Genomic DNA, 19062 nt, shown 5'->3' with positions numbered 1-19062 from the left:
CCGCGGTGGCTTCAACCGCGACCGTGACCGCGGCGGCTTCCGCCGGGACGAGCGCGGCGGGCACCGCGGCAGCGACCGTCCGTTCAACCGCGACCGCCGTGACGACCGTCCGGGCTTCCGCTCCGGCGGCCACGACCGTCCGGGTCACGACCGTCCGGGCCACGACCGCCCCTACGGCCGTCGTGACGAGCACCGCGGCGGCGGCTCCTTCGGCCGCCGTGACGACAAGCCGCGCTGGAAGCGCAACGGCTGACATCCCCGCGTGACGAGCGCCGCGGCCCCGGCAGGGGCCGCGGCGCTCGGCCTTTCCGGCCCCTGTTTCGCCCTCCGGCACGACCGGGACCCCGATACCCGATCGGAGACTCGGCGTCGTCCGGCTATGCTCGTGGGGGCAACATCGCCCGGGCCCTTAGCTCAATTGGCAGAGCAGTGGACTTTTAATCCATTGGTTGTGGGTTCGAGTCCCACAGGGCCTACCGCTCGGCCCCGGTTCGGAGTGCATCCGACCCGGGGCCTTCGCGTTGCGCGGGTTTTGGTCCGAAGCGCGGAAGGAGCACGCGCGCACACGCTCGTGCGCCTGGCGGCTCCCTCCCGGACAGCGGGGCCCGCCGGCCGGCCGGTCTCCCGTCTCTCGGCCCAGTCGCGCAGCTCGAAGCGTTTCTGCACGTCTGTGTGCGGGCCGGTCGTCCCTCGTATGACGTCGGATGAAGCTCTGCTGTGCGGTTCGGCGCGCCGGGCCGCTTCGTCGCTCTTCATATGATCTGACGGTCTCCCATGCTCTTGTCCTGCACGCCGGTTGTGCAGCTATCTGGGTGCTGCGCCCCGCGTAAGCGGTAGCGCAACCGCATCAGAGGAGGAGAGATCATGAAGAAGGCGTACGAAGCCCCGACCCTCGTCCGGCTCGGGACCTTCCGCGAGAAGACGGGTCTCCTGCAGCGCTCCGGCAACGACCGGCTGATCTTCAGCAAGAACTGACGGACGACGGTCCCTGACCCGACGTCATGACGGAACTGCACGCAAGTGCGGGGACGGGCCCCGGCGACGCGCACTTCACGGTCTTCACCGACCGGGAGGACGCGGCCGCCGTGGCCCGCTCCTTCGCCCGCCCCGGCACCCGAACCCTCCCCCATCCCTCCGGCCGGCCCTGGCTGGTCGGCCGGTGGTCCGACGAGGAGATCGTCACCGCGCGGGCCGGCCGCGCCGCCCTGGCCGTCGTCGGCTGCTGCCCGGTCGGCACCGGCGAACTGCGCCGGTACGCCGAGCGGTTGCGCGATCTCGCCGACGCCGCCACCCTCGCCCGCTCCCTGCCCGGCAGCTTCCACCTGGTCGCCGCGCTCGACGGCCGGCTCCGCGTGCAGGGCACCGCCTCCGGACTGCGGCTCGTCTTCCACGCCACCGTGGACGGCGTACGGGTGGCATCCACCCGGGCCGACGTGCTCGCCCGCGCGCTCGACGCCGAACCCGACCCGGAGCGGCTGGCGGTACGGCTGCTGTGGCCCGCCCCCTACCCGCTGTCCGAGACGTCGCTGTGGCGTGAGGTCACCGCCGTGCCCCCGCAGGACGCGCTGTTCGTCGGGGCGGACGGGCGCAGCGCCCGGCACGCGCGCTGGTGGACGCCGCCGGAGCCGGTGCGGCCGCTCGCCGAGAGCGCCCCGACGGTCCGGGAGGCCCTCACCGCCGCCGTCGACGCCCGCACCCGCGCGGGCGGCGTGGTCAGCTGCGACCTCTCCGGCGGCCTGGACTCGACCTCCCTGTGCTTCCTGGCGGACCGCTCCCCGGCCCGTGTGGTGGCCAGCACCTGGCCCGGGCGCGATCCGGCCGACACCGACCTGTACTGGGCCGAGCAGGCGGCCAAGCACCTGCCGGACGTCGAGCACGTGGTGTGGGACGCCGACGCCTCGCCGCTGGTGTACGAGGACCTCCTCGCCGTCGACGACCTGCTGGACGAACCCACCATCGGCGTCATGGACCGCTCCCGGGTCCTGCACCACCTGCCGGCCATGGCCGAGCGGGGCAGCAGGCTCCATGTGACCGGCATCGGCGGCGACCACGTGGCCTGGTGCTCCGAGGCGTACTACCACCGGCTGGCGCGCACCCGGCCGCTGTTCGCCTGGCGGCAGCTGCGCGGCTTCCGGGCCCTGTGGCAGTGGCCCCTCGGGGACACGGTCAGGGCGCTGGCCGACTCCCGCCCCTACGGCAGGTGGCTCGCCGACGCGGCGGGGCGGCTGCGTGCCCCGATGCCCGCGACCGTCACCACCAGCCTGGGCTGGGGCATGCCCCCGCGCCTGTTCGACTGGATCACCCCCGACGCCGAGCAGGCCGTGCGCACGGCACTGCGTGAAGCGGCCGCGACGGTCACGCCCCTGCACCCCGACCGCGGGCTGCACGCCGACCTGGAGCAGATCCGCTCCTGCTCCCGCATCGTCCGCCAGTGGGACCGCATGGCCGCCGGGGCCGGGGTGCCGATGGCCTCGCCGTTCCTCGACGACCGGGTCATCGAGGCATGCCTGGCGGTACGGCCGAGCGAGCGCGTCTCGCCCTGGCGGTACAAGCCCCTGCTCACCGCCGCCATGCGCGGCGTCGTGCCCGAGACGTGCCTGCGGCGCACCAACAAGGCCGCGGCCTCGATGGACGCCGCCGACGGGCTGCGCACGCACCGCGGCGACCTGCTGGCGCTGTGGGAGGACTCGCGGCTCGCGGCGCTCGGCCTGGTCGACGGCGCCGCGCTGCGCCGCCTCGCCCAGCGCCCCGCCAGCCCCGGGCTGCGCGACGGGATCCTCTACACGACCATCGCCGCCGAGGTCTGGCTGCGCGGACTGTCCCGCACCCCCTGAGAACGCCACGCCACGAAGCGAGACACCACCGGCGAAGCCGGAGAAAGGCAGGCGCAGCATGGCCCTGCGGTTCGGCCCCGACGTCTCCACAGCGGAGACCGCGTACGGCACCGTCCTGCTGGACGAGCGCAGCGGCGACTACTGGGAACTCAACCCCACCGCCACCCTGGTGGTCACCACACTCCTCGAAGGGGGCGACGAGACCGCGGCGGCCGACGCGCTCGTCGCGCAGTTCGACATCGACCGGGCCCGCGCGGAGCAGGACGTCACCGCGCTCGTACGGGAGTTGCGGGAATCGGGGCTGGCCCGATGACCACACCCAGCGCCCTGGAGCGCCCCACCGGCGTGCCGTTCACCCGGCGCCTGGCCGCCCGCCTGGTGCTCCTGCCCGCCCTCGCGCTGTCGTTGCTGCCCCCGCGCCGGATCCGTGCCGTCCTCGCCGTGCTGCGCCGCGGAGCCGCACCGGCCACCACCGCGCAGGCCCGCAGCGCCCGGGACGCCCTGTGCGCGGTCAGCCTGCGGTGCGCCGGGCCGCAGGGCTGCCTGCCCCGGTCCCTGGGCAGCGCCCTGTTGTGCCGGCTCGGCGGCACCTGGCCGACGTGGTGCACCGGCGTGCGGGTCGTGCCGCCCTTCACCGCGCACGCCTGGATCGAGGCGGACGGGCGTCCCGTGGGCGAGGGCGTGCCGGACGACTACTTCGCCCGGCTCATCACCGTCACCGCCGCGAGCCGCACGGCCCGATGAGCGACCCCGCCGCCGAGCACGACCGGGCCGGGCCCGGGCCGGACCGCTCCACCCGGACCGCCGTCCGCACCCTGTACGGGCTCACCGCCGGCCACCGGCCCTCCATGGCCGTCGCCTCGGTCCTCACCCTGGTGGGCTCCGGGCTCGGGCTGGCCCAGCCCCTCGTCGCCAAGCGGGCCGTGGACGCCGGCGGCGGCCAGGTGGCGTGGGTCCCGCTGCTGCTTCTGGCCGTGCTGTTCGCGGCCGAGGCGGCGACCGGCGCGGTGGGCCGTTTCCTCCTGGAGCGCACGGGCGAGGGCGTCGTACGGCAGGTGCGGCACAGCCTGGTGGCGCGGCTGCTCCGGCTGGAGATGCGCGAGCACGACCGGCACCGCACCGGCGACCTCGTCTCCCGGGTGACCGCCGACACGACCGTGCTGCGGGACGTGGTCTCCCAGGCGCTGGTCGACCTGGTGACCGGGGCCCTCGTCGCGGCCGGCGCGATCGCCCTCATGCTGTGGATCGACGCGCTGCTGCTGTTCCTGGTCGCGGTGACGGTCGCGGTCGCGGCCCTGGTCGTGGCGTCCCTGCTGAAGAGCATCCGGGCCGCCTCCGAGCGGATGCAGAACTCCGTCGGCGCCGTCGCCGCCGACCTGGAACGCGCCCTGGGCGCCCTGCCGATGGTCCGGGTGCACCGCGCCGAGGAGCGCGAGGCCCGGCGCATCGGCGAGCGGGTCGAGGAGGCGTACGGCGCGGGCGTGCGGACGGCGAAGCTCGCGGCGGTGATGAGCCCCGCCGTCGAACTCGCCGTCCAGGGGTCGTTGCTGCTCGTCCTGGTCATCGGCGGCCTGCGCGTCGGCGGGCACGCCAACTCCCTCGGGGACCTGGTCGCCTTCCTGCTGTACGCCTCCTACCTGGTGCTGCCCCTGTCGTCGGTCTTCCGCGCGGTCGGGCTGATCCAGCGGGGCATGGGCGCCTACGTCCGTATCGAGCAGGCCCTGGCGCTGCCCGCCGAGCCGACGGAGGCACCCGGGCCCCGGAGCCCCCGCGCGGCTGCGGCCGTCCGGGCCCGTACGCCCGCGCCGGCCGTGGCGCGCGAGGAGCCCGTACTCGCCCTGCGCGACCTGACGTTCGGCTACGACCCGGACCGGCCGGTGCTGCGCGGGGTGAACCTCACCGTTCCGCACCGGAGCCAGATCGCCCTGGTCGGCCCGTCGGGCGCCGGCAAGAGCACGGTGTTCGCCCTGGTGGCCCGGTTCTACGAACCGGACTCCGGAACGCTGCTGTTCGACGGGCGGCCCGCCACCGAGCTGACCCGCTCCGCGTGCCGGGCCCGGATCGCCGTCGTCGACCAGAACACCCATGTCGTCCACGGAACGCTCCGGGACAACATCGCCTACGCCGTGCCCGGCGCCGGCGAGGACGAGGTGCGGCGCGTCGTCGAACTCGCCCGCCTCGACGACGTCGTGCGCCGGCTGCCCGGCGGCCTGTCCGGCATGCTCGGCGAGCGCGGCGCCACCCTCTCCGGAGGGGAGCGCCAGCGCGTCGCCCTGGCCCGCGCCCTGCTGGCCCGCCCCCGGCTGCTGCTGCTGGACGAGCCCACGTCCCACCTGGACGCCATCAACGAGACCGCGCTGGCCCGGGTCATGAAGGACGTGGCGCGGGAGTGCGCCCTGCTGGTGATCGCGCACCGGCTCTCCACCGTGCAGCACGCCGACCGGATCGTCGTGCTGGAGGACGGGCGCACCAGCGCCTGCGGCACGCACGAGGAACTCCTCGCCGGCAGCCCCGTCTACCGGGAGCTGGCGGCGGGTCAGATGCTGCGTCCGGCCCCCGGCCCGTTCCACGGGGCGAGGACCGCCCGGCCCCACCCGGGCAGCCTGCTGTAGGGACCGCGGCCGGGGTTCAGGAGCCCGTGCCGCGCCCGAGCACCACCACGCAGGTGTCGTCCCCCGCGGGCCGGGCCGCGCTTCCGGCGTCCCGCAGGAGCACCGCGGCCACCACCGCCGGATCGCACCGCAGCAGGACGGCGTCGTCGGGCGGGGTCCAGCGGGCGGGCATGCCGTCGCTGTGCAGGACAAGCAGGCTGTCGTCGCGCCAGGACTCGCGCCGCACGGGGACGGTCGCGGGGGCCTGGGCGCCCACGATGCCGGGGTGGGAGAGCAGCGGCCTCCAGCCGCCGTCGGTGCGCAGGCGGGCGCCGACGTTGCCGATGCCGGCGAAGTGCAGCCGGCCCGCGCCGAGGTCGACCTGGGCGACGGCGGCGGCCGCGCCCCGGGTGCGCCGCAGCGCCCTGTCCAGGTGGCGCAGGATCTCCGCGGGAGGCAGGTCGGCCACGCCGCGCAGCTCGGACACCGCGGTGGTGGAGGCCTCGGCCGCCTTGGCGCCGTGGCCGAGGCCGTCGGCGAGCAGCAGGGTCAGCCGGTCGCCGGTGTGCACCCAGCCCCAGGCGTCCCCGGAGTGCTCGGCCCGGCCGAGGGGGACGTTGACGCCGCCGGCCCGCGGGTGCGGGGAGGGCGAGGAGCCCCGGACGGCCGGGTCGTGGTCGATGCGGGCCACCGCCACGGTGCCCCGGCCGGGGGCGCTGTGCAGGTCGAAGGCGTTCGCTATGCGCCGGCACGTGCCGAGCCCGGCGCCCAGGGTGGCGGCGGTGCTGTAGCCGTCGCGCATGGCCTGCGCCACGTCCGGGATGCCCGGGCCGTGGTCGAGGGAGAGCAGCTGCACGGCCGTCCGGTGGTCGTGCGCGCTCTCGACCAGGTTGATGATCACGCGGCCGTCGTCGGCGTGCCGCAGCAGGTTGGTCGCCAGCTCCGTCGCCACGAGGGCGGCGGTCGCGGTCCGTTGCGGCGGCAGGCCGGCACAGGCACTGGCCTGCTCGGCCGCCACCCGTACGTCCCGCACCCGGGTCGAGTCGGCCACCGGCACGTCCCAGACCCTGCTCATCACGTCCCCGGACGGGTCGGCGCCATGACGGTGGCCCAGGCGGTGACGGTGACCGTGGTCCCCGCGCCGGGCGTGCTGTCCACCTCGAACTCCTGCACGAGCCGCTTGGAGCCGCTCAGACCGAGGCCGAGCCCGCCGCCGCTGGTGTAGCCGTCGGTCATGGCCTGGTCCAGGTCGCGGATGCCGGGCCCGGAGTCGACGAAGGCCAGCCTGAGGCCCCGTGTCTGCGCGGTGTGCAGCGGGGTGATCTCCACGTGGCCGCCCCCGCCGTGCACGAGGGTGTTGCGGGCCAGCTCGCTGGCTGCGGTGACCAGCTTGGTCTGCTGCACCAGGCCGAAGCCGAGTTCGGCGGCGGCCTGCCGGACCTGCTGGCGCACCCAGGCCAGGTCGGCGTCCGAGCCGATGGGCAGGGTGGCGGGGGCGGCGTGGCGGGAAGCGGTCACCGAGGACTCCTCCGGCCGTCGCGTGGGTCGGCGGCGAGCAGTTCCATGGCGCGTTCGACGTCCAGGGCGGTCCGCAGCCCGGGCAGGGTCAGCCCCAGCTCGACCAGGGTGATGGCGACCGCCGGGCGCATGCCGGCCAGGACCGTGCGCGCGGCCAGCAGTCCGGCTCCGGCGGCGATCTCGGCGAGGACGCGGCCCAGGAAGGAGTCGACGATGTCCACGCCGGAGATGTCGATGACCACGCCGGTCACCCGGGACTGCGCGATCCGGGCCGTGACGTCGTGCTGGAGCTGCTCGGCCATCCCGTCGTGCAGCTCGCCCTGGAGGGTCACCAGCAGGGTGTCGCCCAGCCGGAGGACCGGCACCGTGTAGCCGTACCCGGTCATCGGGGGCCCCGCCGCCCCGGTCACCGCGCGCCCGCGTCCGCCGCCGGGTCGGCCGTCCGCAGCGGCGCGATCTCGACGCCCTGCTTGCTGAGCGCGTAGGCCAGGGCGTCGGCGAGGCTGGCGCGGGTGAGGACCGTGCCGAGGTCGATGCCGAGGTGGACGATGGTCTGCGCGATCGCGGGCCGGATGCCGGACACGATGCACTCGGCGCCCATCAGCCGGGCCGCGGCCACCGTCTTCATCAGGTGCTGGGCGACGAGCGAGTCGACCGTGGGCACGCCGGTGATGTCGAGGATGGCGTACCGGGCGCGCTCGGTGACGATCGCGTCGAGCAGGCTCTCCATGACGACCTGGCTGCGGGCGCTGTCCAGGGTGCCGATGAGCGGGACGGCGACGGTGCTGTCCCAGAGCTTGATCACCGGGGTGGCCACCTCGTGCAGCTGCTCGCGCTGGCGGGCGATCACCTCCTCGCCGGCGCTGATGGTGGTCTCCAGCACGACCAGGCGCAGCGTGCCCATGAGCACGGTGAGCGCCACGACGCAGTCCAGGGCCCGGGGATCGCCGGGGTCCTCGAACTCGGCGCGCAGCAGCTCGGTGGCCGGCTCGCGCAGGGCGGCCACTTCACGCGCCACCCCGTCCGGGTCGGTCCCGGTGCGGGCGCGGGAGGCGGCCATCCGCCCCAGCTGGTCGCGGACGGCCTCGAAGCCGGACGCCCGGATGTCCTCCAGCTGCCCGGAGGCGGCCACCGCCGCCAGCGCGGCGGCCACGGCCCGGCCCGCCTCCACCGCCTCGTCGCGTGAGACGGTGAAGACCGTGCGGAACAGGGCGGCGTCGGCCCAGCGCTGGGCGATCTGCTCCCGGCGCCGTTCGAGAAAGGCACTCACCTGGTGTGCGGCCGGCTGCTGCTCCGCGTTCTCTTCCGACACCGACACGTGCATCGCTCCCTTGCGCGGGCCGGACCGGGACCGCTCCGGCGCCTCAGTCCGTTACTTGTCGTATGACAAACATTAGTGCCGACGTTCGGCACCACCAAACATCGTGCTGCGAACCCCCTCGACCTGCGCTTTCCCCGATGCTCACCGGCCACGCCAGTCGAGGCACACCACCAGCGCGTCGTCGTCCGGGTCGGGCCTGCCGCGGTGTCCGGTCAGCTCGCGCAGCAGGGCCCGGGGCACCTCGGCGGCCGGGAGCAGCCGGGTCGACTGGATCGCCCGGGCCAGGGCGGCGTCGCCGTACGTCTCGCCGCCCGGGGAGGCGACGTCGTACACCCCGTCGCTGACGAAGATCAGCCGGTCCCCGGGCTCGACGTGGAACTCCTGGGCGACGTAGTCGGTCTCCTCGAACATGCCGAGCGGCAGCTGGGCCTCGAAGGCGACCCGTTCCACCGTGCCGGCCCGCAGCCGCAGCAGCCGCGGCGACCCGGCGTCCACCGCCCGGACCAGCCCGGTGGCCAGGTCGACGTCGAGCATGAGCACGGAGAGATAGCAGCGGCCCCGGTAGTGGGCGTACACCGCCTGGTCGGCCAGGGCCGCCTGGTCGGCCAGGGAGAGCCCGGCCCGGCGGGCGTTGCGCAGGGCGTTGATGGCGAGGTTGGTCAGCAGGGAGGCCTCTATGCCCTCGCCCATGCCGTTGGTGACGTAGAGGCTGAGCCGGTCGGCCGAGGCGGACCAGTCGAAGTTGTCGCCGAAGATGGCGTACGCCGGTTCCAGCTGGGCGCCCAGCTCGTACTCGGGGCGGGCGCAGGAGCGGCCCGGCAGCAGCTGCCACTGCATCTCGGCGGCCAGGGTGAGCCGGTCCCGGCGGCGGGCCTGGAGGTAGAGGTCGGTGTCCCGCTCGGCCACGACCACCTCGTGCCCCAGCACCTCGGCGATCTCCGCCAGTTCGGCCAGGACGCCCTCGGCGTGCCCGTCGCCCCGCAGGGTCACGGTCAGCACGCCGAGGCGGTCGCCGCGCACGGTGACCGGCAGATGCGCGCGGACGAGGCCGTCCCGGAGGTCCTCGACGTACGGCTCCTGCGCTCCGAAGGCCCGGCCCGCCGGGCTGTTGTGCACCGGCACCGGCTGGAGGGTGTGCGGCAGGACGGACACCGGCTGAAGCACCGTCAGTCCGTAGTCGGCGAGGAAGAGCTCGACGGAGTCCGCCGCGTACTGATCGGTCAGTACACGACGGACCGCGTCCAGCAGCTGATGGGGTGCCGCCGTGCGCAGGGCGCGCTCGGCGGCCACGAATCTGTTCTCGATCGTCGTCACGGGGTTGCTACACCTGTCTTCGGTCGGATGCCGACGGGTCGTGAGCCGGCGTCGAGGGGTTCTCTGCGGATGAGGGGCCGGGATGCGGGGCGGCCCCGGGTATGGGCGGGCGGGCGGCCCGCGGCGGTGCGGGCGGGCGCGGCCGGGGGCCGTCGCCACCGCCGGTTCCCCGTGCGCCTAGTACGCTGACGGCCATCCCGGTGCCTGCGAGAGTGTGACTGTGACTTCCCTCCGACCCCGCCCTGAGCCCGCAGAGGTCGCCCGTGTGACCTCCACGGCCGCGGAGTTGCTGGAAGTCCTGTGGGGCCGGGCCTCGACGGCGCCCGCGTCCGCGTCCCAGCTGCGCGTGCTGCTCATCCTCGAACACCACGAGGGCATCAACCTGCGCACGCTCGCCGACTCCCTCGCCTCCACACCGCCCTCGACCAGCAGACTGTGCGACCGGCTCCAGGCGGCCGGGTTCGTCGAACGCGTGGTGAGCCCGGTCGACCGGCGCGAGCTGCGCCTGCGGCTCAGCGGCCGGGGCCGCGCCTTCCTGGCCGATCTGCGCGCGCGCCGGGAGGAGGCGCTGCGCGCCGTGCTGGACCAGATGCCCGCCGCCAAGCGGGTCGCGCTGCTGCAGGGTCTGGAGGCGTTCTGCGACGCGGCGGCGGCCCAGATACACGACGACTCCGACGACTCCCGTGCGTCCGGTACCCGGACTGCCTGAACTGCCCGCCGCGGCTCCGGGCCGTCCCTTCCGGGCTCTTCCCGTCACCTGCTCGGCACCGCTACTTTGTGGCTCCACGACTATAGTTGTCAAACGACAACTGTCCGTTCCGCGTGTCCCCCGGTCTCTTTCGCCGCACCGCAACCGCCCGCCTCCCGTTCGTACCGACACACCTGTCGTGCGGATACCCCGACACCGCCCCGACCTGCGCCGACTGTGGTCTACGTCTCGGCAGGGCCGGTGCGGGGCATGACCGGGGCGAGGGCGGGTAGCGGCGGTGGAGGTGGCCTGTCGGGGGATCGGAGCGGGCCGGAACTACGAGGGAGGGCCCGTGACCGCGACCACGCGCATCGGCACGACGACGGATTCCGCCACCTACGCAGGCGAGGAGCTGCCGCAGATCGCGGAGCCGCAGAAGGTCCCTCCGCAGGACGCGCGCGAGCTGACGGGACAGTTCCTCGACCGCCTGGCGGTGCTGGAGGAAGGCACTCCCGAATACCAGTACGCGCGCAACACGCTCATCGAGATGAACATGTCGCTGGTGCGCTTCGCGGCCCGCCGGTTCCGCTCCGGCGGCCAGTCGATGGAGGACGTCGTCCAGGTCGGCGTGATCGGCCTGATCAAGGCCATCGACCGGTTCGAGGTCTCCCGCGAGGTGCAGTTCACCAGTTTCGCGGTGCCTTACATCGTCGGTGAGATCAAGCGTTTCTTCCGGGACACCTCCTGGGCGGTGCACGTGCCGCGCCGGCTGCAGGAGGCCCGTACGGAGCTGGCCAAGGCCACCGAGGAGCTGGCGTCCCGGCTGGGCCGCGCGCCCCGGGTCGCGGAGCTGGCGGCGCTGATGAACCTGTCCGAGGAGGAGGTCGTCGAGGCGCAGATCGCCGCCAACGGCTACCTGTCCTCCTCGCTCGACGCCACGATCACCGGTGACGCGGAGGAGAGCGACACCAAGCTCTCGGAGTTCATCGGCGGGGAGGACCCGGCGCTGGAACTGGTCGAGGACTTCCACGCCCTGGCCCCGCTGGTCGCCGAACTCGACGAGCGCCAGCGCCTGATCCTGCACCTGCGCTTCGTGGAGGAGCTCACGCAGGCGGAGATCGGCGCCCGGCTCGGCATCTCGCAGATGCACGTCTCCCGGCTGCTCTCCCGCACGGTGGCCCGCCTGCGGTCGGGGATGCTGGCGACCGGCTGAGGCCCATGGGTGAGAGGTGAGCGCGGGACGTGCCGGGGCCGGGCACGTCCCGCGCTCATCGTCGCCCCCGCGGCCCCTCCGTCCCGTCCACGCGGGGGACCGCGGTCCGCCGGGCGGCCAGGAACCCCCGCAGCCCGCGGCTGAGCGCGGCCCGTTCCGCCGGTGCCATCGCCTCCAGTGCCGCGGTGAGGGCCTGGGCGCGGCGCACCGCCACATCGCTCAGGATGCGCTGGCCGTGGGCGGTGAGCCGGAGTTGCACCTCGCGGCGGGTGCCGGGGTGCGGGGCGCGTTCCAGCAGGCCGGCGGCCGCCAGGCGGTCGCAGAGGCGGCTGGCCGTGGGCAGTCCGATGTCCAGCCGGTCGGCCAGGGACGTCAGGTTCAGGCCGGGCGCCGCCTGCAGGGTGCGCAGCGCGCGCAGCTGATGGGGGGACAGTCGCAGCGAGGCCTCCTGGGCGGCGACCGCCCACAGGGCCGTCAGGCTCTCCACGGCATCGGCGATCTGTGCCGCGACGGCTTCCGGGCCATCGCTCCGTCCCCTTGCCCGGTGGTCTCCGGGGCCGTCGAGATCGGTCACGAAACGGTCACTTTCCATAAGCTCCGGGTACTGCGGAGGTCGCCCTCATTCAAAGGCTGTACCCGTAGAGCCGAGTGGCAAGCAGTCCCGTTCGGCGCCGGATCGGACCCGGGTGGCTCAGCCGGCGCTCAGCTCCGTCAGCGCCGCGAGCGGCAGCGTGTGCTGCGTCTGCAGGACCTTGGCGCGCAGATAGCGGACGTTGTGCGCGGTGGTGAAGACGCCGGTCGGTATCCGGTCGCGGACGCCGACGCCCAGGGCGCGCAACTGGGCGGCCTTGTCGGGGTTGTTGGAGAGCAGGTCCAGCTCGCCGACGCCGAGGGCCCGCAGCATCTGCGCCGCGGCCGTGTAGTCGCGGGCGTCCTCGGGCAGTCCCAGCGCCGCGTTCGCCTCGTAGGTGTCCAGGCCCTGGTCCTGCAGGGCGTACGCGTCCAGCTTGTTGTAGAGGCCGATGCCCCGGCCCTCCTGGCGGAGGTAGAGGAGCACGCCGCCGCGCTCGGCGATGCGCTCGACGGCCTCGCGCAGTTGCGGGCCGCAGTCGCAGCGGGCCGAGCCGAACACGTCCCCGGTCAGGCACTCCGAGTGCAGTCGCACCAGCGGGACCGGGCCGGGCTCGCCCAGGACGACGGCCACGTGCTCCCGGCCGTCGGCCAGGCCGTGGAAGGTGACGAGCTCGGCGTCGGCCTCGTAGCCGTCGTGGAAGCGCAGCGGGACCCGGACGCGGGAGCGCGGGGTGGCGAGGACGCTGGGGGTGTCGGGCACGCGGGGCCTCCGGGTTCCGTTCCTGTTCGGCTGCACAGCCGTCTGCCGGGTTGCTTCAGATTTGAAGCAGACCCACGACCGGAACCCTACGCTTGCTTTAAAGTTGAAGCAATAAGGGGTGCCCCGGTGTGGCGTGCGTCACGAACAGGCGCCCGAGGACCGTCGTCGCCACGGCACCTCGTCCGCGTCCGGCCGTCCCCCGTCCTCCTGCAACCCGTGTGCGATCGCCGCGGAGATCTCCTCCAGCTGGCCGACCTGCTCCGGGCTGAGCCGGTCGAACAGGAAGCTCCGCACGGTCGCGACGTGGCCCGGCGCCGCCCGCTCCAGTACGGCGAACCCCTCGTCGGTCAGCGCCGCGACGCTGCCCCGCCGGTCGTCCGCGCACGCCTCGCGCCGCACCATGCCGTCCTTCTCCAGCCGGGTCACGGCGTACGTCAGCCGGCTGCGCGTGATCTTCAGCCGCTCGGCGAGATCCGTCATGCGCAGCCGCCGTTCCGGAGTCTCCGACAGGACCGACAGGATGGAGTAGTAAAGGTGGGGCATGCCGGCGTCCTGCTGGAGCTGCCGGTCGATCGCGTCCTCCAGGAGCAGCGAAGCGGCGATGTAGGCGCGCCAGGCGCGCTGCTCCTCGGGGGTGAGCCAGCGGGTCGTCATGCCGCCAGTGTAAGTTTGTTTCAAACTTGAACCAAGTCTTGTCCCGTCCGCCGTCCCGACCAGCCGCGGAGCGCCGATGTCCCACCCGTACGTCCTGCTGTCCGCCGCCGTCTCCCTCGACGGCTACCTGGACGACACCGGTCCCGAACGCCTGCTGCTGTCCAGCCCGGCCGACTTCGACCGGGTCGACGAGGTACGCGCCGCCGCCGACGCGATCCTGGTCGGTGCCGGGACGATCCGCGCCGACAACCCGCGGCTGCTGGTGAACTCGCCCGGGCGCCGCGCCGCTCGGGTGGCCGCCGGCCGGCCCGAGTACCCGCTCAAGGTCACCGTCAGCGGCTCCGGCGAGCTCGACCCGGACGCCCGCTTCTGGCACACCGGCGGCGAGAAGGTCCTGTACACGACCGACCGCGGCGCCGAACGGGCCCGGGCCCTCGGCATCGCCGCCGACGTCGTCCCGCTCGGCCCGGATCTCGACTGGCGCCGGCTCCTCACCCACCTGCACGACGTCCGGGGCGTGGGCCGGCTCATGGTCGAGGGCGGCGGCCTGATCCACACCCAGCTGCTCACCCAGGGCCTCGCCGACGAACTGCAGTTGGTCCTCGCCCCGCTCTTCGTGGGCGACCCGCAGGCCCCCCGCCTCTTCGGGCCGGGCGGCTACCAGGGCGGCCGGCTCCGGCTGCTCCAGACGCGGCGGATCGAGGACGTCGTCCTCATGCGCTACGCGCCCACCGCCCCGGGCACCGGCGGTCTGCCCGTCGCCGCCGACCACCACTGGCTGGCCCTGGCGTGCGAACTGGCGGAGCGCTGCCCGCCCTCGGACACGGCGTTCAGCGTGGGCGCGGTGGTGGTCGCCGCCGACGGTACGGAACTCGCCCGCGGCCACTCCCGCGAGGGCGGCGACCCGGTCGTGCACGCCGAGGAGGCGGCCCTGGCCAAGACCGACCCGGCCGACCCGAGGCTGGCCGGCGCGACGGTGTACTCCAGCCTGGAGCCCTGTGCCCGCCGGGCCTCCCGGCCCGCGCCCTGCGCCCGGCTGATCCTCGACGCGGGCGTGCGCCGGGTGGTCACCGCCTGGCGCGAGCCGGACACCTTCGTGGCGGCGGCCGACGGCAGCGGTGTCCTGACCGCCGCCGGAGCGCAGGTCGTGGTCCTGCCGGAGCACGCCGAGCGGGCCCAGGCGCCCAACCGCCACCTGCTGTCCTGAGCACCCGGGGACGGGTGTGGCACGAGCTGTCCTGCGCATGGCGTACACTGGAGTCACAACGACGCGGGGTGGAGCAGCTCGGTAGCTCGCTGGGCTCATAACCCAGAGGTCGCAGGTTCAAATCCTGTCCCCGCTACTGAAGGCCGAGGGCCGGAATCCGAAAGGGTTCCGGCCCTCGGCGTGTTCGGCCCTCGCCGTCACCGGCACACCGGTCCTCACACAGGGTGATCGAATCCTCCCTCTGTGCATAACAACTGACACACCGTCAGAACTGTTGTGGCGCCTGGGGGGCAGTCAACTCGCCCGATTTAAGCCAGTCATGGCAGGTAAGTCCACGTGAAAAACGTTAATGATCAAGCGGAACCGCTGGAATACGCACCGCGCCTCCATTAACGTTCGATAACGCAGCGCGGTCGTCCCAGCCGTCACAGAAGGCGGCTCCGTGCGCACGCGCCGAATCCCGAAAGGGAACCGGGGAACCACCACTTGGGGTGAATCGAGCGGATGCCGCCGTGGAAGCACGGCCGGTATACGCGCGTAGGAGACCTTCCTGCTCCGAACCCGTCAGCTAACCCGGTAGGCGAGAAGGAAGGAAAGGAGTACGCCCACGTGGCGTCCAACCGGCCTGCCCCCGCGGCCCCGTTCGCGACGGAACAGCGCGACACCGAAGTCTTCGGCTACGGCGGTCAGCGCACCGACGAGGGCCCGTTCCAGGAGTGGAACCCCACCGCGGAGTCCATCCGTCCCGTCCGTGGCCGGCATCGCGTCACCAAGCAGCGCGGCGGAGGGCTCGCCCGCAGCTCCACCGTCCTGGGCGTCGGCGTCATAGCCGCCGTCGGCGCCGGCGGCATGGCCAGCGCCCAGACCGGCAAGCCGCCGGTGTCGATCTCCGTGCCGGACCTTCCCTCGGTGGGTTCCCTCATCTCGGACGACGACACCCCCGAAGGCTCCGCCACTCCGCTCAGCGACCTCACCACGGCCGCGGCGGACACCGACCAGAGCGGCTCCGGCGCCGGTGAGGCCCTGCGCGCCCGGATCATGGCCCAGGTCGAGCACCAGCAGGAGCAGATCGAGACCAAGGCCGCCGAGGAGGCCGCCGCCGCCGCGGAGAAGGCCGCGGCCGAGGCCGCCGCCAAGGCGGAGAAGGAAGCCAAGGCCAAGGCCGCCGAGGCCAAGCGCAAGGCGGAGGAAGAGGCCCGCAAGAAGGCCGAGGCCGAGCGGCTCGCCGCCCTCGCCAAGCAGTACACGCTGCCGACCTCCTCGTACACCATCACCTCCAGCTTCGGCCAGGCCGGCGCCTACTGGTCCTCCGGCTACCACACCGGACTGGACTTCGCCGCCCCCACGGGCACGCCGATCAAGGCGGTCCACAGCGGCACCATCACCGAGGCGGGCTGGAACGGCTCGTACGGCTACAAGACCGTCCTCACCCTCGATGACGGCACGGAGATCTGGTACGCGCACCAGTCGTCCATCGGCGTCAGCGTCGGCCAGAAGGTCAGCACGGGTGACGTCATCGGGCGCGTCGGCGCCACCGGCAACGTGACCGGGGCGCATCTGCACCTGGAGGTCCACTCCGGCGGTTCCAGCAGCGGCATCGACCCGATGGCCTGGCTGCGGGACAAGGGCCTCAACCCGTAAGCGCCGAGCACCTCGAGAAGCACCGGCAGCCCTGACGACGCCCCCCCGGCGTCAGGGCTGCCGGTCTTTCCTTTCGGGCTTTGGGCTGTGGGCTGTGGGGTTGCGGGCTGCGGGGGTGGGGGCGGGTTCTGAGGGCCGGAGCCCGGTCTGGGGTCAGGACCTGTAGGGGTTGTATGCCGGGTGCGCGGTGGGGCGGGGGGCGTAGCCGGTGGGGTGGCCGTGGGCGGGTGTGTGGCCGTAGGTGTGGCCGTATGGGTGGCCTTGGCCGTACGTCCCGGGCATCGGCCACGACGGGGGCGTCACCGGTGTCGGAGGGGCCGTGATCCGGGCCGCGTGGTCCAGGGCCGGGCGGGCCGCTTCCCGGCGGCGCCACAGTTCGGCGAGCAGTTCCATCTCCCGTACGGCGAAGTCGGATCCCGCCCGGCCGCGGCGGGCCCGGTGCCGCAGGAACGCCAGGGACGTCGCGTACGCCTCGTACCGCGCCACCTCCCGGGCCGCCGCCTTCCCCGCGTGCCGGCGTGCGTACTGGCGGGCGATCCGGCGTGCCCGCATCGAGCCCAGCGCGTACGGCTCGGTCGGGGCCAGCCAGCCGGCGACCGCGTAGGCGGGCAGCTCCGCGCGCACGGTCCGCAGCTCACGCTGCCGCGTCCAGATCACCAGCCAGGTCAGCAGCGCGAAGATCGGCACCATGAAGGCCGCGTACACGGCGAAGAACCCGTACTCCCCGAACGCCGACGAGCCGTTCCACATCGCGTGCATCCCCATCGCCAGCAGCAGCCCGGCGAGCGGGAAGGCGACGCGGCGCAGGTGCTGGCGGTCCGCGGAGAGCGCCGCGACGCCGAAGCCGATGCCGGTCAGGACGGTGAACAGCGGGTGCGCGAACGGCGACATGATGATGCGGACGAAGAAGGTCGCCGCCGTGACGGAGGCGATGCCGCTGCCGCCGGTGAGCTGGTCGGTGCCGAAGGCGGTGCCCAGGTAGAGGATGTTCTCCGTGAACGCGAAGCCGGTCGCGGTGACACCGGCTATGACCACGCCGTCGACGATGCCGGTGAAGTCGCGGCGGCGGAAGAGGAAGACCAGGAGCACGGCCGCCGCCTTGGCCGACTCCTCGACCACCGGCGCTATCACCGTCGCGCCGAGGGTGTCCGCGCTGGACGGGTCCGCGGTCGCGGTCGCTATCCATCTCGTGGCGAAGCTGTTGGCGACGATCGCTATGAGCGCCGCCGCGCAGGCGCCCCAGGCGAAGGAGAACACCAGGTTGCGCCAGGGGCCCGGTTCGACGCGGTCCAGCCAGCGGAACGAGGCGATGAGCAGGGGCACGGGCAGGAGGGCCAGGCCGAGCCCGACCAGGAAGCCGTCGGTGCCGGTCTCCTCGCGGACCAGGGCGAGGATGACCAGGCCGGATATCGCGAGAAGGGTGGTCGGCGCGCCGTAGCGCACCCAGGGGCGCTGCCACCAGTGGGCGTGCCGCAGCGGGTCGGCGGCCGGAGTGCCGTCGGTGGGGGCGCTGGGGTACGACGGGTGTGGGGGGCAGGTGGCCACGGCATTGACCCTAACGACGGAGGGGCGCTGTCCGCAGGCGCGAGGAGGTGCCAGGGGCGGTGCGGTGCGGTCAGACGCCGGCGGGGGGTTGGTCCGCGTGTGGTACGCGGCGGAAGAGGAGGTCGTTCACGACATGTCCCTTGTCCAGTCCCTGGCCCTCGAAACGGGTCAGGGGCCGGAAGTCGGGACGCGGCGCGAAACCACCGTCCGCCTGCGTGTTCTCGAAGTCGGGGTGAGCCGTGAGCACGTCGAGCATCTGTTCGGCGTACTCCTCCCAGTCGGTCGCGCAGTGCAGGATCGCGCCCGGCTTGAGGCGGGTCGCGGCGAGCGACAGGAACTCCGGCTGGATCAGTCTGCGCTTGTGGTGCCGCTTCTTGGGCCAGGGGTCCGGGAAGAAGACGCGCAGGCCGTCGAGGGCGTCCGGGGCGAGCATCTCGCGGAGCAGGATGATCGCGTCGCCGTTGGCCACGCGGACGTTGGACAGGCCGTTGTGGTCGGCGAGGTTGAGGAGGTTGCCCTGGCCCGGGGTGTGGACGTCGACCGCGAGGATGTTGGTGCGGGGGTCGGCGGCGGCCATCTGGGCGGTCGCCTCGCCCATGCCGAAGCCGATCTCCAGGACGACGGGGTTGTCGTTGCCGAAGAGGTCGGGCAGGTCGAGGGTGCGGCTGCCGTCGATGTCCAGGCCCCACTTGGGCCACAGGCGCTGCAGCGCGTCGGCCTGACCGGCGGTGACGCGGCTGCGCCGCGGCTGGAAACTCCGGATCCGCCGTTCGAAGTGCGACCCGGCGGGGTCGGCCTTCGGCCCGTCGGGGAAGCGTGGCTCTCCCTTGGCCCGGGTGTGCCGGGCGGGGGCACCGGGGGTGTGCGGGAGCGGGGTTTCGGGGGAGTTCGCGGAGTCAGACACAGTGAGGACGATTTTACGGGGTGGGGGTGGGCCGGGGTCTTCGGCTGCGCGGCGGGGGCGGGTGGGCCGGGGTCTTCGGCTGCGCGGCGGGGGTGGGTGGGATGCGCGTCTTCGCCTGCGCGGTGGGGGTGGGGCGGGGGGGGGGGGGGGGGGGGGGGGGGGGGGGGGGGGGGGGGGGGGGGGGGGGGGGGGGCGGGGGGGGGGGGGGGGGGGGGGGGGGGGGGGGGGGGGGGGGGGGCGGGGGGGGGGGGGGGGGGGGGGGGGGGGATCCGGAGGTGGCGCGGTCAGCGGTCGGGGGG

Annotated in this window: 19 protein-coding genes, 2 tRNA genes, 1 pseudogene and 1 riboswitch; of the genes and pseudogenes, 12 read left to right on the top strand and 10 right to left on the bottom strand. The window is 73.8% G+C overall.

The features are described 5' to 3' along the window. The 7 genes and pseudogenes from ACPXCS_RS03470 to ACPXCS_RS03440 form a co-directional block, all read left to right on the top strand. Positions 1 to 253 (top strand): annotated as a pseudogene (locus ACPXCS_RS03470) (hypothetical protein); the annotation flags it as partial. 150 nt (positions 254 to 403) lie between these two features. After that, positions 404 to 476, top strand: a tRNA-Lys gene (locus ACPXCS_RS03465). 388 nt (positions 477 to 864) lie between these two features. Then, positions 865 to 975: a keywimysin-related RiPP gene (locus ACPXCS_RS03460; RefSeq protein ID WP_425944497.1), complete on the top strand. Its 111-nt coding sequence runs from the start codon at positions 865 to 867 to the stop codon at positions 973 to 975. Positions 976 to 1001: 26 nt separating this feature from the next. Beyond that, on the top strand, positions 1002 to 2834 hold the full coding sequence (locus tag ACPXCS_RS03455; RefSeq protein ID WP_425944498.1) for a lasso peptide isopeptide bond-forming cyclase: 1833 nt from the start codon (positions 1002 to 1004) through the stop codon (positions 2832 to 2834). Positions 2835 to 2892: 58 nt separating this feature from the next. Beyond that, positions 2893 to 3147 carry a lasso peptide biosynthesis PqqD family chaperone gene (locus tag ACPXCS_RS03450; protein WP_425944499.1) on the top strand — a complete coding sequence of 85 codons (255 nt, stop codon included), beginning with the start codon at positions 2893 to 2895 and terminating at the stop codon, positions 3145 to 3147. Beyond that, positions 3144 to 3578 (top strand): lasso peptide biosynthesis B2 protein, encoded by a 435-nt coding sequence (locus tag ACPXCS_RS03445; protein WP_425944500.1) that lies wholly within the window; start codon positions 3144 to 3146, stop codon positions 3576 to 3578. The genes ACPXCS_RS03450 and ACPXCS_RS03445 overlap by 4 nt, the downstream gene beginning before the upstream one ends. Further along, positions 3575 to 5446: an ABC transporter ATP-binding protein gene (locus ACPXCS_RS03440; RefSeq protein WP_425944501.1), complete on the top strand. Its 1872-nt coding sequence runs from the start codon at positions 3575 to 3577 to the stop codon at positions 5444 to 5446. The genes ACPXCS_RS03445 and ACPXCS_RS03440 overlap by 4 nt, the downstream gene beginning before the upstream one ends. Before the next feature lie 16 nt (positions 5447 to 5462). On the opposite strand, the gene ACPXCS_RS03435 is transcribed toward ACPXCS_RS03440, so the two are convergent. The 5 genes from ACPXCS_RS03435 to ACPXCS_RS03415 form a co-directional block, all read right to left on the bottom strand. After that, a complete protein-coding gene (locus tag ACPXCS_RS03435) occupies positions 5463 to 6500 on the bottom strand; it encodes an ATP-binding SpoIIE family protein phosphatase (RefSeq protein WP_425944502.1) in 1038 nt (345 codons plus the stop codon). Beyond that, positions 6500 to 6943 carry an anti-sigma regulatory factor gene (locus ACPXCS_RS03430; RefSeq protein WP_425944503.1) on the bottom strand — a complete coding sequence of 148 codons (444 nt, stop codon included), beginning with the start codon at positions 6941 to 6943 and terminating at the stop codon, positions 6500 to 6502. Before ACPXCS_RS03430 ends, ACPXCS_RS03435 begins: the two co-directional genes overlap by 1 nt. Continuing rightward, entirely contained in the window at positions 6940 to 7329 is a 390-nt protein-coding gene (locus ACPXCS_RS03425; RefSeq protein WP_425944504.1) for an STAS domain-containing protein, read from the bottom strand. Before ACPXCS_RS03425 ends, ACPXCS_RS03430 begins: the two co-directional genes overlap by 4 nt. A 20-nt stretch (positions 7330 to 7349) precedes the next feature. Continuing rightward, positions 7350 to 8267, bottom strand: a complete 918-nt coding sequence (locus ACPXCS_RS03420; RefSeq protein ID WP_425970897.1) for an STAS domain-containing protein — start codon at positions 8265 to 8267, stop codon at positions 7350 to 7352. A 138-nt stretch (positions 8268 to 8405) separates the two neighbouring features. Continuing rightward, positions 8406 to 9554, bottom strand: coding sequence for a PP2C family protein-serine/threonine phosphatase (locus ACPXCS_RS03415; RefSeq protein WP_425944540.1), 1149 nt, complete (start codon positions 9552 to 9554; stop codon positions 8406 to 8408). A 238-nt stretch (positions 9555 to 9792) separates the two neighbouring features. Here ACPXCS_RS03415 and ACPXCS_RS03410 point away from each other — a divergent pair, with 238 nt between their 5' ends. Then, positions 9793 to 10287, top strand: coding sequence for a MarR family transcriptional regulator (locus tag ACPXCS_RS03410; protein ID WP_425944506.1), 495 nt, complete (start codon positions 9793 to 9795; stop codon positions 10285 to 10287). A gap of 331 nt (positions 10288 to 10618) precedes the next feature. Beyond that, positions 10619 to 11479: an RNA polymerase sigma factor SigF gene (locus ACPXCS_RS03405; RefSeq protein WP_425944507.1), complete on the top strand. Its 861-nt coding sequence runs from the start codon at positions 10619 to 10621 to the stop codon at positions 11477 to 11479. A gap of 55 nt (positions 11480 to 11534) precedes the next feature. Here ACPXCS_RS03405 and ACPXCS_RS03400 read toward each other — a convergent pair whose 3' ends face one another. The 3 genes from ACPXCS_RS03400 to ACPXCS_RS03390 all read right to left on the bottom strand — a co-directional run bounded on the left by ACPXCS_RS03400 (position 11535) and on the right by ACPXCS_RS03390 (position 13466). Beyond that, the gene (locus ACPXCS_RS03400) at positions 11535 to 12053 is read right to left on the bottom strand and encodes a MarR family winged helix-turn-helix transcriptional regulator (protein ID WP_425944508.1); all 519 of its coding nucleotides are present in this window, start codon (positions 12051 to 12053) and stop codon (positions 11535 to 11537) included. Between the two features lie 117 nt (positions 12054 to 12170). Next, the gene (locus tag ACPXCS_RS03395) at positions 12171 to 12812 is read right to left on the bottom strand and encodes a GTP cyclohydrolase II (protein WP_425944509.1); all 642 of its coding nucleotides are present in this window, start codon (positions 12810 to 12812) and stop codon (positions 12171 to 12173) included. Positions 12813 to 12950: 138 nt separating this feature from the next. Further along, a complete protein-coding gene (locus ACPXCS_RS03390) occupies positions 12951 to 13466 on the bottom strand; it encodes a MarR family winged helix-turn-helix transcriptional regulator (RefSeq protein ID WP_425944510.1) in 516 nt (171 codons plus the stop codon). A 76-nt stretch (positions 13467 to 13542) separates the two neighbouring features. Here ACPXCS_RS03390 and ACPXCS_RS03385 point away from each other — a divergent pair, with 76 nt between their 5' ends. The 3 genes from ACPXCS_RS03385 to ACPXCS_RS03375 all read left to right on the top strand — a co-directional run bounded on the left by ACPXCS_RS03385 (position 13543) and on the right by ACPXCS_RS03375 (position 16314). Continuing rightward, positions 13543 to 14673 carry a dihydrofolate reductase family protein gene (locus tag ACPXCS_RS03385; protein WP_425944511.1) on the top strand — a complete coding sequence of 377 codons (1131 nt, stop codon included), beginning with the start codon at positions 13543 to 13545 and terminating at the stop codon, positions 14671 to 14673. A 62-nt stretch (positions 14674 to 14735) separates the two neighbouring features. Beyond that, positions 14736 to 14809 (top strand) — tRNA-Met (locus tag ACPXCS_RS03380). A 305-nt stretch (positions 14810 to 15114) separates the two neighbouring features. Then, positions 15115 to 15271: riboswitch (cyclic di-AMP (ydaO/yuaA leader) on the top strand. Positions 15272 to 15282: 11 nt separating this feature from the next. Beyond that, positions 15283 to 16314, top strand: coding sequence for a M23 family metallopeptidase (locus tag ACPXCS_RS03375; protein ID WP_425944512.1), 1032 nt, complete (start codon positions 15283 to 15285; stop codon positions 16312 to 16314). Positions 16315 to 16467: 153 nt separating this feature from the next. Here ACPXCS_RS03375 and ACPXCS_RS03370 read toward each other — a convergent pair whose 3' ends face one another. Then, a complete protein-coding gene (locus tag ACPXCS_RS03370; RefSeq protein ID WP_425944513.1) occupies positions 16468 to 17859 on the bottom strand; it encodes a PrsW family intramembrane metalloprotease in 1392 nt (463 codons plus the stop codon). Between the two features lie 70 nt (positions 17860 to 17929). Beyond that, the gene (gene trmB, locus ACPXCS_RS03365) at positions 17930 to 18763 is read right to left on the bottom strand and encodes a tRNA (guanosine(46)-N7)-methyltransferase TrmB (RefSeq protein WP_425944514.1); all 834 of its coding nucleotides are present in this window, start codon (positions 18761 to 18763) and stop codon (positions 17930 to 17932) included. Between the last annotated feature and the right edge of the window lie 299 nt (positions 18764 to 19062).

The sequence above is a fragment of the Streptomyces sp. DT190 genome (assembly GCF_049846985.1).
Taxonomy (GTDB): Bacteria; Actinomycetota; Actinomycetes; order Streptomycetales; family Streptomycetaceae; genus Streptomyces.
This window is presented reverse-complemented; position numbering and strand designations above follow the sequence as displayed.

What these genes read in the sequence shown, in the direction of transcription:
- ACPXCS_RS03460 (WP_425944497.1), top strand. Translation starts at nt 865, where the DNA reads ATGAAGAAGGCGTACGAAGCCCCGACCCTCGTCCGGCTCGGGACCTTC.
- ACPXCS_RS03455 (WP_425944498.1), top strand. Translation starts at nt 1,002, where the DNA reads ATGACGGAACTGCACGCAAGTGCGGGGACGGGCCCCGGCGACGCGCAC.
- ACPXCS_RS03450 (WP_425944499.1), top strand. Translation starts at nt 2,893, where the DNA reads ATGGCCCTGCGGTTCGGCCCCGACGTCTCCACAGCGGAGACCGCGTAC.
- ACPXCS_RS03445 (WP_425944500.1), top strand. Translation starts at nt 3,144, where the DNA reads ATGACCACACCCAGCGCCCTGGAGCGCCCCACCGGCGTGCCGTTCACC.
- ACPXCS_RS03440 (WP_425944501.1), top strand. Translation starts at nt 3,575, where the DNA reads ATGAGCGACCCCGCCGCCGAGCACGACCGGGCCGGGCCCGGGCCGGAC.
- ACPXCS_RS03435 (WP_425944502.1), bottom strand. Translation starts at nt 6,500, where the DNA reads ATGAGCAGGGTCTGGGACGTGCCGGTGGCCGACTCGACCCGGGTGCGG.
- ACPXCS_RS03425 (WP_425944504.1), bottom strand. Translation starts at nt 7,329, where the DNA reads ATGACCGGGTACGGCTACACGGTGCCGGTCCTCCGGCTGGGCGACACC.
- ACPXCS_RS03420 (WP_425970897.1), bottom strand. Translation starts at nt 8,267, where the DNA reads ATGCACGTGTCGGTGTCGGAAGAGAACGCGGAGCAGCAGCCGGCCGCA.
- ACPXCS_RS03390 (WP_425944510.1), bottom strand. Translation starts at nt 13,466, where the DNA reads ATGACGACCCGCTGGCTCACCCCCGAGGAGCAGCGCGCCTGGCGCGCC.
- ACPXCS_RS03385 (WP_425944511.1), top strand. Translation starts at nt 13,543, where the DNA reads ATGTCCCACCCGTACGTCCTGCTGTCCGCCGCCGTCTCCCTCGACGGC.